The following is a 12,967-nucleotide window of genomic DNA, read 5'->3' as shown; positions in this document are numbered from 1 at the left end:
CTTGTTCGGGGGCGTATTTATTCCGGGTCTGTCACGCGAGACGATTAAACGGGCATGGCGATTAAAAATGCGGCCGCTTTTTGGCGAGAGCATTTATTTGCGGATCAGCCATGCGGCGCCGAGTTTTCTTTGCTGGTTTTTTAATGTTCGGGTTGAACGGAAACCGGAAGAGAGGCACTATGCTGCATCGCAACAATTCGGACATAATTCGATCGTGACGGGCCATCGCTCCAAAGAACATTATGTCCCGCTCGACAGCGTTCGCGGTATCGCCGCGCTGTGCGTCGTGGTCCATCATTTTGTTATTTCTCAACCGCTTGCCGCGGTCCTGCCGAACAGGGCCTGGATCGATTTTGCGTTCTTCCATAACGCCTGGCTGTTCGTTGATCTGTTCTTCGTTCTGAGCGGCATCGTGATTTCGATGAGTTACGTGCAAGGCGGCTTCGGTACTTTCGCGTTTCGCGAGTACATCGTGCGCCGGCTCGCCCGCATCTATCCGCTCCACGTCGTTACGTTGCTCGCATTCCTCTCGTTTCGAATGATGAAGCTCGGCCTTGTGGGCACCGGCCTCATTCATTTCGCGCCACCCGAGATGGCGGTCAACAACGGCTATTCGTTCTTTTTAAATGTGCTCCTGCTGCACGCGATCGGATTCGTTGATTATCTGAGCTGGAACGGGCCAAGCTGGAGCATCAGCGCCGAATTCTATACCTATCTCGTGTTCGGCGGCGTCGTGGTCCTGGCGCAAAAATTCCGCGACGTTCGCATTATCTATGTGTTGTCGCTGTTTCTGTCGGTGGCCAGCTGGGCCCTTATCCTGCTGGTTCTTCGACAATATGCGCTGGACTTTCACACCTTTGGCATCGCGCGCTGCATACTGAGTTTCTTCCTCGGGGTGCTGACGCTCAGAGCGGTGGCGTCGGTGCCTTCCGCCGTGCGCCCGTTCGTGCAGTCGGTTTGGCAGATCGGGGCCGCAATCGCGGCCATCGCCATTGTCTGCGTGGTCGGAATGCAGCCGATGCTGAGCTTTCTCGCGCCGGTCATATTCGCCGTCCTGCTCGGGTCGCTGATGGCGTTCCCCGGACGCAGGCTGCCCAACCTGCTGTCGGTCAAGCCGCTGGTGTGGCTCGGCAAGCGATCCTATTCGATCTACATGGTGCACGCGCTCGTGCTCGTACTGATCGAGTATTTTTCGCGTGGCGTTGGCATGCGGACCTTCCCGATGATTGATCAGTTCGGTTCGGGAATAGCTGCATCGCTACTGCTGTCGGGCTACGTCGTGGCCGTTCTGGCGCTGTCGAACCTGACCTATGCGCATATCGAGATCCCCGGTTCGAAAGCCATCGTCGGACTTTTGGCCCGCAGGCCTCGCGTCGTCGCGACGGCCGAAGGAGGGGGGCAATGACGAACCGGTCGTCGTCGTCATCCCTTGCGAGTCCGGATTTCAAAGCTCCGGAGCCATTGCCTCTGAACAGCCAATTGCCGGAAATCGGCATCTGGAACGTCGAGGCGATCGCGCTGCTCATGTATTTCTATCGCGACGCCTTTGCCGGCGCCCTGCGCTACTATCTCAGTCTCACCAAGCTGGACGTGCTGTGGTTTCTGCCGGACATCTTTGCGCTAATGTGCATTCTGGCCTTTATCCAGCGCTACATCATCAAGGGCAAAAGCCTGATCGCTGTCCTCACGCTGCTGTACATCGCGTTCGCGTTGTACGTCGGATTTGTCTTTCTGGGCTACTTCGCCGGCATGGCGTCGTCGTTCAAGATGATCGCGCCGGTGTTCGTGGGGTTCTGCTTTTGCAGGCGTGATTTCAATCAGTACAAGCAGCTTCTTGCCCTGATCCACCCGATCTTCTTCATTACCATTATCGGCATCTTCCTTTCATCGCGCGTGCAGTTTCCGTGGGTCGGTTTTGCTTACGAAACGCTGGGAGCAACGCGTCAGGCGACCAGACTTTGGTGGGCCGCGTCGGAAGCGCGACTGGCGGGGTTCGCCGCCGACAGCACCATGGCGGCGTTTTTCGTGTTCATTACCTTCGTGTTTACGTCGGCTCGCAAGAGTATGCTGTGGATCTGCATCTGGGCGCCGGTGGGCCTCTACGCCATCAAGCTCACGACCAGCAAGACCACGCTGGGCGTGATGATCATGTACCTGCTGTGCCTGGTTATCATTCGAATGCTTCCGGAGCGCGAGAGATTTCCTATGCTGCGCCGGATGGCGATGCTCTCCTTTGCATCGATCCTGGTTCCCGTCGTGCTGATGGTCTTCTTCGCGGGCGACGGCCTCACCAGCATCTCCCGGGGATTCTTCAGCCTTCAGGATCGCATCAATAACAGCTGGCAGCTGCCGTTTGTGTATATGCAAGAGCTCATGCCGGTGGGATTCGTGACCGGTTGCGGCCTCGGCTGTTTCAACTATCCGCAGCAGCTGTTTTCGAACAAGCTCAGCTACTATGTGCCGGTCGATAATTTCTATATCGGCACGTATCTGATGTTCGGCCCGATCTTCGTCCTGTTCATGGTCTTCGCGATCGCCGCGGTCTCGAAGACCAAGGACATCTACAAACTGTCCGGCACGATCGCAATGAACCTCTTTACCATCACGGTGCTGGCCTATGGACCCGCCAGCGGGTTGATCATGATTGGTGCCGCGTTTAGCCAGATGTTCGCCAAGCGACGCGCGCTCGATCAGGATCTCGCGATTTCCGCACCGATAGCGCCTGGCATCGATGGCCTGGCATCGCGGCCGGCATGATGAAAGACTCGTGGCACTCACCGGCGCTGATAGTGCCTTTCTCGCACGCGCCGGCGCGTGGTTCTGCCCGGCCTCCTTTTCAGTGTGGGAGGAAGCAGAGGTGAACGCTCCAAAGCAGGATTTCCTCCCGGCCGTCCAGGGACTGCGCGGCATCGCTGCGCTAAGTGTCCTGATCGTGCATCTCTACGACATGCCGCTGCTTGCGGGTTTCATGGCGCCGATCTGGCCGTGGCTGGGATCGACCATCAATATGGGCGGACATGGCGTCGAACTGTTCTTCATGATCAGCGGCTTCCTGATTCCGGCCAGCCTGGTGCGCCACCGCAGCGTTGCCAAATTCTTCTATGATCGATGTCTTCGCATTCTTCCCGTCTTCGTCATCCTGCACCTGACGCTGTTCACCATCGGCCCGATCGTCGGCTACAAATTCTTCAAGGGGATTGATGTTGGAACTTACGTCCAGTTGTTCTTCGTCAACCTTGCGTTCTTGCCCGATGCCCTGGGGCTTCCGATCGGCCAGCAGAACGCCTGGACGCTGAGCTATGAGTGGGCGTTCTACATTCTGTTCGCCGCGGTTTTCGTAGCGGTGGCCCGGCGGAGAAACTGGATGCTGGCGCTGCCGCTGATAGCGCTGGCTCTGGCGGGCATATGGTTTCGGCCGATTGCCGCGTATTTTCTGGTTGGGCTGCTGTTCAGCGCCGTGGATATGCCGATCCGGCTGCGGGGGTGGACCGGGTTGCTGGCCGGTGCGGTATGCGGCATCGCGATGTATCTATCAATCGAGTATCTGCACCCGTTTGTCGGCCTCGTTCCCGGCCTTCTGCTGTTCGGAATGGTGTTGGCGCAAAACTCCGGCATTGCGGCGGCGTTGAGCGCGCCATCGCTGCAATATCTCGGCAAGATCAGCTACAGCCTTTATCTGGTGCATCCCTTCGCCCTTTTTCCGTTGCAGATGATCGGAGCCAATCTTGCCGGACGCGGCGTGGATCTGTGGCTGCTCTCTGCTGCCTTTGCGGTTCTGGGCTTCGTTCTGTCACTTATCGCCGGAGGGATAAGTTACGAGCTCTTCGAGGTGCGTCTTCGGCGCTTTCTGGACGCGGCGTTTCGACGTCGGCTGTTTCGGACGCCCGATGGAGCGGGGCATCTGGCATGACGGAGCTGGCCTCAAAACGCAGTCTGGACACCTTGCAGCTGGGACGCGCCTTCGCGGCGCTCGCCGTGGTGGGTCATCACACGACCAGGACGTTGGCCCAGCCCAAGTACCTCGGTGAGAACGTATTCCCGATCTTCAACGCCGGAGACTCCGGCGTCATGTATTTCTTTGTCTTGAGCGGCTTTGTCATTTTCCTGGCGCATGCGAATGACTTTGGCGATCGCGACAACGCCCTCCGTTTCGTCTGGCGTCGCGTCCAAAGAATATATCCGGCGCTTTGGGTCGCCCTGATCTGTGTCATTCCTCTCGTGCTTCTCATGAAGGCAGATCTGAGCTTTTATGACCTATTCTCGTCCTTCCTGTTGTTGCCGATAGAGCACGAGCCGATTATCGACGTGGTCTGGACGCTGCGCCACGAGATGATCTTCTACGCCATCTTTGCGGTTGCGATCTGGAACCCCAGGATCGGCTGGATCGCGGGGGCGGTCTGGCTGGCGTTGTCTTTCGTGCAACCCGTATTGTTCCCGGTCTATCCGCTCGCATTTGTCTTCCATCCCGCTCATGTGCTCTTTGGCCTGGGGATTCTGGCGTACTGGCTGTTCGATCGCCGGGACACCGTATCTCCGAAGCTCTGCTTGACGCTTGGGATCGTCCTTTTCGGCGGCACATGGATAGCCGTTGCCTACGGTGGCCTCTTGAAGAACGCGATCTCGACCTGGTGCTACGGCGTCGGCGCGATGCTGATGATCTTGGGCGGGGTCGTACTCGAGACGAAGACGGCGCTGCGATTACCGCGTGTTCTCATATTCCTCGGCGAGGCGTCCTATTCGATCTACCTCGTTCATTTTCCGGCGCTTTCGGGTTTCGCCAAAGCCGCGACCAAGCTGAAAGCGCTGGGTATTCCGAACGAACTGCTGTTCGTGATGGTTGCAGCGGGGGGCGTGGCGGTAGGCGTGGCATTCTACCTGCTGGTCGAGAGGCCATTGCTGACGTTTTTCAGAACGATCGGTCGTGTACCCAAGAGGGTCGAGGCATGATGTCGGCTTCCGGACCTCCATCCCCGACGATCACGACCTCGTTCGCCAGACGTGGAGCGGACCTTTGCTTGTGCCGGCGCGCTTTCCGGGTCGGCTGCATGAACAACGTACGGATGACTTCATGATCCTGAAAAATCTGCTCTCGATGTCCGGCGTGAACATCGTGAAATCGGTCGTCCAGTTTCTGATGACGCTGCTGATGACCTATTTCGTTACCCCGGCCGAATTCGGTCTGGTCGCCTTCTCGCTGCCGTTTGTCGCCTTCATAGCCCTTCTCACCGATCTTGGCTTGTCGAGCGCGATGATACAGCGAGGCTCGCTCTCGCGCGAGGAGACCGGAGCGGCCGTGACCATGATGCTGGCGATCGGCATCGGCTGTGCGGTGGTGCTGGCGGTTGTCGCGGGGCCGCTGGCCGGGGCCGTGAAGATGGATGGCCTGTCGGGCGTGCTGACCGCGCTGTCCGTCTCGGTCGTCCTTTCCATAGCGGCGCTCGGACCGCGCGCGGTGCTCGAGCGCGCGTTGCGCTACCAGACCGTGGCGATGGTGGAGGCGGGCGCGTCAATCACCGCCGCGTCCGTGGGCGTCCTCGGAGCCGTTCTGGGCTGGGGGATCTGGGCGCTGATTTCATATTACGTCCTGATGCAGATCATTCGCGCGATCGCGTTCTACGCGATTACGCGGCATCAGATCAGGCTCAACTTCCGATGGCGTGGCGTCGGTTCGATGCTTTCCTTCGGGAGCTGGATACTGGCCTCGAACATTCTCAATTTCGCCGCGCGCAACATCGGCAATCTGCTGATCGGTGCGAAGCTGGGAGCGGCCGCGGTCGGGCTCTTTGGCCTGGCCTTTCAGTTCATGATCTTTCCGTTGATGATCCTTTCTTGGCCGGGCGGCGGTGTCCTGATGGCGACGCTGAGCCGTATGTCCGGTAACGGGCGGCACGCAGAGCAGAACGCGGCGATCTGCGCGATGCTGAGTGTGACGGCGATGATTACCTTCCCGGCGATGATCTATCTGACGTTTGGGCTCTACTACCCGGTGACGACATTCCTTTCGCCGCATTGGCAGGACGTATTGCCGCTGGTTAGCGCGCTTGCGCCGGCGGGGGCTGCGCAGTCCATTGCGGCCTATGCCGGTCCGATTCTTCTCGCGCGCGGCAAGGCCCGTCTGCAGTTCTGGATCAGCAGCGCCAACAGCATCGCCATGATCCTGTCGTTCGTGGTGGCGCTGCCGTTCGGTCTCAAGGCCGTTGCTATCGTGTACCTTGTCACGGCGATTATCGTGTGCACCTTTATGCTGGTGGTTGGCAGCCGAAATACCGGGTTGCCTTTCATGTCGATCGTCAAATCCCTGCTTCCAGCGACCATCGCGACCCTGGCCGGGACCATCGTGGCTCTCGCGGTGACGTCGGCCGATGTGACAAGCATGAAGCATTGGCTGCTTGCAACCAGTCTGTATCTGGTGGTCGTGCTGTCCTGTTACGTCGCATTCAGGCATCAGATTCGCGGCAGCGTGCGATCGTTGCTCGGCCGATCAATTGAAGCACAACCGCTGGACGTTCCCTCGGCGACGTGAGAGATCCTTGATATGAACGCACATGTCGAACCAGATAAAATGGTGAGGCGCGAGCCTCCCCAGGCTGCGTGGCGGGCAGATTTGCTGGCGAACACCGGGAATTCCGGCGTCGTTGCTGCCGCGGTTGCCTTGATAACCGATCCGGGCTTTACGGTGATCACCTGGTGGCGTGCTGCCAAATGGTTGCGCTTCAACACGCGTTGGGGGCACGGTATCGCCTGGCTGATCGTGCGTTCCCTGGCGCGACGTGGCTGCTATATCTCGTTGCTCGCGGAAATCGGCCCGGGACTGAAGCTTCCACACCCGACCGGGGTCGTGATTGGGGAAGGTTCGCATGTCGGGAGTGCGGTTATGCTTTATCATAACGTGACACTGGGGCGACGTGCCTGGAACCAGCCGGGCTGCCCGCGCATTGCAGACGGTGTCGTCGTCTATGCCGGTGCTGTCATCATAGGACCCATCAAAATCGGCGAAGGTGCAACGGTAGCTGCAAACTCGGTCGTCAATCGGGATGTCTTGCCGAAAGCGGTCGTCGCGGGAATTCCGGCCAAGTCGATGCGTTCCGCATCGTCTTCTTCCTAGAGGTAATGCGGCGGCTAGCAAGGATACGCCGCCACTCGGGTCAAGAGATCATTTTCGGTTTCGTCGACGGCCTTGTTAAAATCGCAGTTGTGGCGTTGATCGACGATCGTTCACTGGGGGTTAGTCGACGAGGAGATCAGCATGTCGTCAATCATGACGGACTTTACGGGTATTTATCCATACCTTGCAGGCACGAAGTTCAACGAGAATATGGCCGTGACTTACGGCGGCAAGACGGGTGTCAGGTACCGAAGTGACGTGTTGATCGACATGTGCCGCGGCAAGCGGGTTCTTCATGTCGGATGCTGCGACCACGTTCCTCTCATCAAGAAGAAGATCGATCACCGGGACTGGCTCCATGGTCTGATCACGGAGTGCTCCGAGTATACGGTCGGTGTCGACATCGATGCGGACGCGGTGCGGGAGGCGAGTCGGATTTCCGGGCTGGACAACATGGTGTCCGGCGATGTGACGTCCGGCCAGAAGATTGACCAGATCTCCGGACGGAAATTCGATATTGCCCTGTTCGGTGAAGTCGTCGAGCACATCCCGAATCCGGTGTCCTTTCTCGGCCGATTTAGAGAGAACTATGGTGACGTCGTCGAAAAAATCGTCATTACCGTGCCGAATGCGTTCAGGGGCGGGAACATCAAGGGAATCCTGAACAACACCGAAACGATCAATTCCGACCATCGCTTCTTCTTTACGCCTTACACGATCGCAAAGGTTGCCCTGGATGCCGGGTTTTCTCCGGAGGAGATCCAGATGGCGACGTTCAAGCGGGCCGGCATGATGAAGACGATGCTGCTGCGGCGTTTGCCTCTGCTGGCCGAGGACATCATCTTCACCGGCTCGGTGACGCCCGGCCGGGCGTAACCCGGCCCGGCTATCTGCCTCGAGTTCCAAAGCCCCGTCGGTCGGGGCTTGTCCGCTCAATCCGCCGCGACCCTGCTTTGTGAGAACCGATGCGCTCACGTGAGAGCGCACCGGCTGTCTCAGACGAACAGGAAGTTGCTGTGATCGAGGTTGGTCGCGTAAACATTCTTCAGCGTGATCGAATCCGTGGCTGACAGGTGGATCAGCGTGTCGGCGCCTGATTGCGTAAACTGAAGGTGGCTGTAATCGGCCACCAGCGACGCTGCGATCTTGATCGTGTCGTGATTGGCCGCGGCGCCGGCCTGGAAGCTGTTGATCTGGTCATTGCCATGGTCGAAGACGATTGTCGTCGATCCCGGGGCGGCTGAAAACAGGTCGTTTCCGTTTCCGCCCTGTATCGATTGACCGGCGCTGACGGCCGTGACGGTGTGGGTGCCATTGCTGTTCTGAAGGTCGATCTGCAGGAGAGTGCCGCCCGCGGTGTAGCTTTCGTGCTGGGTCGCCCCGGGGTTGCCGCTGACGGCATATTTGTAGACGTCCTTGGTGCCGTCGGCGTTGTTGAGGATATGCTGGGTTTTGGATCCGGCGCTGTCGTACAGATCGGTCACCTTGCTGCCGTCGGAGTTGATGACCTGCTTGTAATCCAGCGAGCCGTCGGCGTGCAGGCGGGTGTCAGAGGTGATCTTGCCCGCGGCGTCGATATGCTGGATCTGGGTCGTGTAGGTCTGGCCGGTGATGTTGTAGTAATAGTTGTCATCGCTGCCGTCGGCGTTGCTGACATACATCTTCATCTTGACGCCGGACGAGTACAGCGTGTTCGAGGACGAGCCATCCGTGTTCTGGACGTAATCGCTGGCCAGGTTTCCGGCCGAGTCGAACAGCTTGCTTTCCTTGAAGCCGTCCGCGTTGGCGACGTAGATCGAGGCGACGACGCCGCCCGAATAGTTCGTGGTGGTGACGTCACCCCCGGCCGTCTTGACGACGTCCTGAACCAACGCACCTGTCGATGCGTTGTAGCTGTCCGTCACGATGGACCCATCCGGATGATGTGTGATCTCGGTGAGTTTGTGCCCGGTGCTGTCGTAGAGATCCGTGACCTTGGTGCCGTCGCCGCTGATGAGTTGGCGATATTCGAGCGTGCCGTCAGCGTGCCAACGGGTGTCCGCCGTCATTTTGCCAGCGGCATCGTAGTGCTGGGCCCGGGTGGTATAGGCCTGGCCGGTGATGTTGTAGTAGGTATTGTCGTTGCTGCCGTCGGCGTTGGTGACATACATCTTGGTCTTGATGCCCGCGGAGAACAGCGTGTTCGAAGACGAGCCATCGTTGTTCTGGATCAGGTCGCTGGCGAGCCGGCCGGCGCTGTCGTAAATCTTGGTTTCCTTCGAGCCGTTTGCATTGACGATAAAGACCGAGGACAGCTCCGACCCGTTATAGTTTGAGGTCGTTACGTTGCCGGCCGCGGTCTTCACGACCTCCTGGATCAGGCTGCCTGACGTGTCGTACTTCTCGGTCTTGGTGGCGGCCGCATTCCAGCGGATCACGGTGGTTTTGTGACCGGTCGAATCATACAGTGCGGTCACCTTGCTGCTGGCGTCGCTGCTGACGTCCTGGTGGTAGTCGAGCGAGCCATCGGCATGCCAACGGGTTTCCGCGGTCATGACGCCCTTCGAATCGTAGTGCTGGGTCCGGGTGGTATAGCTCTGGCCGGTGATATTGTAGTAGGTGTTGTCGTCGCTGCCGTCGGCGTTGCTGACATACACCTTGGTCTTGACGCCGGCCGAGTACAGCGTGTTCGAGGACGAGCCGTCCTTGTTCTGCACCAGATCGCTGGAGAGCCGGCCCGCGCTGTCGTAAAGCTTCGCTTCCTTCGAGCCGTTGGCATTGGCGATATAGACCGAGGACAGCACCGACCCGTTATAGTTGGAGGTCGTGACGTTGCCGGTAGCGGTCTGCACGATCTCCTGGACCAGGTTGCCGGACGAATCGTATTTGTCGATCGTGGTGGCGGTCGGATTCCAGCTGGTCACGGTGGTCTTGTGGCCGGCCGCGTCATACAGCGTCGTCACCTTGCTGTTGCCGTCGCTGCTGATCACCTTGGTGTAGTCGAGCGTTCCGTCGGCGTGCCAGCGGGTATCAGCGGTCAATACGCCCTTTGAATCGTAGTGCTGTTTCTGGGTGGTATAGGACTGGCCGGTGATGTTGTAATAGGTGTTGTCCTGGCTGCCGTCGGCGTTGGTGACGTACATCTTGGTCTTGACGTTGGCCGAATACAGCGTGTTCGAGGACGAGCCATCGTTGTTCTGGATCAGATCGCTGGTGAGGCGACCGGCGCTGTCGTAGATCTTCGCTTCCTTCGTGCCGTTGGAACTGGCGATATAGACCGAAGACAGCACGGCGCCCTTGTAGTTGGAGGTCGTTACATCGCCGGTGACCGTGCGTACGACCTCCTGCACCAGATTGCCGGACAAGTCGTACTTACCGGTCGTGGTGACTGAGGAGTTCCAGGCGATGACCGTGGTCTTGTGGCCGGTGGCGTCATACAGCGTCGTCAATTTGCTGGCGCCGTCGCCCGTGATTGTCTGGGTGTACGCGAGCGAGCCGTCGGCGTGCCAGCGGCTATCCGAGATCAATTGTCCGGTCGGGCTGTAGTGCTGGGTCTGGGTGGTATAGTTCTGGCCGGTGACATTGTAATAGGTGTTGTCATGGCTGCGGTCGGCGTTGGTGACGTACATCTTGGTCTTGACGCCGGCCGAATACAGCGTGTTCGAGGATGAACCATCCGTGTGCTGCACCAGGTCGGCGGTGAGCTTGCCGTAGACCGGATCGAACGTCTTGGTTTCCCTGGAACCGGTCGCCGCATCGACGCTGACCTGCTGCGTGGCCACGCCCGCGGTATAAAGGGTGCTATCGGTTGATCCGTCCGCAAATACCGTCGATTTGCTGGTAATGAACCCGCCGGTGAAGTTGGACGTGGTGGTGGACTGCAGGTTGGCGGAGGAATCGAAGAGCTTGGTTACGCTCCAGGCGCTGGTGGAGGTCGTAACCGAAAACGAATAGCCGCCCTGGATGGCTGAAAGCGCATTGCCGTAATGCGAGATCATGTACTTCATCGTCGATTCGGACGCGACCGGAAGCACGTGAGTATCGGTCAGGGTAATCGTCTGGAGCGATTCGTTGGTGTTCAAATCAGACAATTGCAGCGCGATTTGCGCGGCCGTCCCGCTGACATCGGTCGGCAGCGGCTCTGGCGCAGGCGACGCCGGCGCGTCGATCTCGATGATCAAGGGGTGATCGCTGAGCGGGACAGTGATCTGGCTGACGTCGGTATAGGTCGCGATCGGGGTCGAGCCGCTCAACGGATCGTAGACGCTGACCGTATGGTGCACGCCTCCGAGATTAACGGTGACAGGTTGAGAAGGGTTGGAGATTTCCGTGTCGGTGGCGTCGTCCCAGACCTTCGGCTCGGCCCAGATCACCAGTTCGTAGGCGCCGTTGCTCTTGCCGAGGACCATGCTGTTGCCCGTATCGGGCATGTTGCTGAGTGAGTAGCCCAGCTGCGTGGTTGGTTGGTGGCCACCGGTTCCGTCATCGCTCAGGATGGTCGTCAGATTGTGGACCGCGGTGGCGGCCAGCTTCGGCGAACCGTCGCTTTTGAACAAGCCGAAATTCATCTCCGGATCGTTGCTGACGCCGCTCGCACCGGCGTCGAGCAGTTGATAGAGATACGTCGTGCCAACGCCGCCCTTGAAGGCATCGACCAGGGTGTTGAGGATCGACTTGGCCTGGACGTTTTCGCTGGCGCCGATGTAGGGGGTATCGCTCTGGGTCGTATAGCCGGTCTCGGTGATGACGGCCGGGTTGCCGGACGATACGGACTTGGCGTTGGCCAGCAATAACTGGAGCGCCGCGTGGGGCGTCGAACTCGTGCTGACATAGGCGTGCGAGTTCGCAAAGTCGGAAGCGCCCGACAGGTCGCCCAGCTTGGCGTAGTCGGCCGTGTCATTGTAACCCAGCGAGAGATTGTAGACCGCGATGTTGGCAAGCGCGGCATTGCCGTTCACGGCGGCAAAATAGGCCGCCTGGAACTGGGCCGCGGCTTCGATGGTGGAACTGCCGTTGTAGCTGAATGCCTGAAGATTGGCCTCGTTCAGGCCCTCCAGCGCAATAACGCTTCCCGCATGAGCTGTGCTGAACTGTTCCACCGAGGCCAGGTACTTCTGAAGCGCGGCGCTGCCGCCGGCGGGTACGCCGGACGGAATAACCAGATCGAATTTATATCCGTCCGCAGCCAATCCATTCAGGACAGGTTGTGCGTCCGGAATGTTGGTAAGCCCGTCGCGCAGTTTCGTGACACCGAGATACTCGAGGCTGTCCTGCAGCAAGGCGAGATTGTCGTACGAGCCCCAGGAATACCCCACATGCGTGTTGACGCCGATGGAACTCACGAAGGAACTTGCGGAGAGGACAGTCTGATCGGCGGATGTGGTCATTTATTGCCCGGCTGTTGGAAGGGGAGATTTGTGCGAGATTTAGCCGCCAGTTTTCTTTTTTGAGTATTTGATTTGGATAAAAGTCGAACCAACAAGGGGATTTTTCATTGCTAAGGATTTCCCGACGGTTTGCGCGACGTCTGGAATGGGAACCAGAATCGGCAAGCTTCGATCGTGGCAGCGTGGTCTGTTCTCATGATGACGGACTGAAGGCGGCGGCTGCCTTGCGCTGCCTACTTGGAATGCTTGGCTGCTTGCCAGGCAGGCAATCATGCACGTCGTGAGTGGTCGAGATCGAAATAATACGGGTTTATCCGTGACGGTTAATCGGAGGTTGGTTTTTCACGTCGCATCCGGCGGATAGGGAATTTGCCGCGGATGTTACTCACGGCGCTGAAAGGGCATGGTTTTGGCGCGTTGTGGTCAAACGATCGGATTAAATGGGTCGTTTAATTCCAGTTGCCGGCCACATTTGCATTCGGTTCCCGGACTGGAC

At 58.7% G+C, this 12,967-nt stretch carries 8 protein-coding genes; 7 read left to right on the top strand and 1 reads right to left on the bottom strand.

Features of this window, described 5'->3' with window-relative positions; all coding sequences use genetic code 11:
- Positions 1–214: 214 nt before the first annotated feature.
- The 7 genes from JQ641_RS01385 to JQ641_RS01355 all read left to right on the top strand — a co-directional run bounded on the left by JQ641_RS01385 (position 215) and on the right by JQ641_RS01355 (position 7,981).
- Positions 215–1,405, top strand: coding sequence for an acyltransferase family protein (locus tag JQ641_RS01385; protein ID WP_211994060.1), 1,191 nt, complete (start codon positions 215–217; stop codon positions 1,403–1,405).
- Positions 1,402–2,757 (top strand): hypothetical protein, encoded by a 1,356-nt coding sequence (locus JQ641_RS01380; protein WP_211994059.1) that lies wholly within the window; start codon positions 1,402–1,404, stop codon positions 2,755–2,757. Before JQ641_RS01385 ends, JQ641_RS01380 begins: the two co-directional genes overlap by 4 nt.
- A gap of 100 nt (positions 2,758–2,857) precedes the next feature.
- Positions 2,858–3,910: an acyltransferase family protein gene (locus JQ641_RS01375; protein WP_349628476.1), complete on the top strand. Its 1,053-nt coding sequence runs from the start codon at positions 2,858–2,860 to the stop codon at positions 3,908–3,910.
- Positions 3,907–4,947, top strand: a complete 1,041-nt coding sequence (locus JQ641_RS01370; protein WP_211994057.1) for an acyltransferase family protein — start codon at positions 3,907–3,909, stop codon at positions 4,945–4,947. Before JQ641_RS01375 ends, JQ641_RS01370 begins: the two co-directional genes overlap by 4 nt.
- 121 nt (positions 4,948–5,068) lie before the next feature.
- Positions 5,069–6,523, top strand: coding sequence for a lipopolysaccharide biosynthesis protein (locus JQ641_RS01365; RefSeq protein ID WP_211994056.1), 1,455 nt, complete (start codon positions 5,069–5,071; stop codon positions 6,521–6,523).
- 12 nt (positions 6,524–6,535) lie between these two features.
- Entirely contained in the window at positions 6,536–7,105 is a 570-nt protein-coding gene (locus JQ641_RS01360) for a serine O-acetyltransferase (RefSeq protein WP_249150134.1), read from the top strand.
- Between the two features lie 141 nt (positions 7,106–7,246).
- Positions 7,247–7,981, top strand: a complete 735-nt coding sequence (locus tag JQ641_RS01355) for a methyltransferase domain-containing protein (protein ID WP_211994055.1) — start codon at positions 7,247–7,249, stop codon at positions 7,979–7,981.
- A 119-nt stretch (positions 7,982–8,100) separates the two neighbouring features.
- On the opposite strand, the gene JQ641_RS01350 is transcribed toward JQ641_RS01355, so the two are convergent.
- Positions 8,101–12,471 carry a toxin-antitoxin system YwqK family antitoxin gene (locus JQ641_RS01350; protein ID WP_211994054.1) on the bottom strand — a complete coding sequence of 1,457 codons (4,371 nt, stop codon included), beginning with the start codon at positions 12,469–12,471 and terminating at the stop codon, positions 8,101–8,103.
- Between the last annotated feature and the right edge of the window lie 496 nt (positions 12,472–12,967).

Origin of the sequence: Bradyrhizobium sp. JYMT SZCCT0180, assembly GCF_018130165.1 — a bacterium.
In the GTDB taxonomy this organism is placed as follows: domain Bacteria; phylum Pseudomonadota; class Alphaproteobacteria; order Rhizobiales; family Xanthobacteraceae; genus Bradyrhizobium.
Note: the sequence above shows the minus strand (reverse complement) of the source record. Positions and strands in the feature narration are given on the sequence as shown.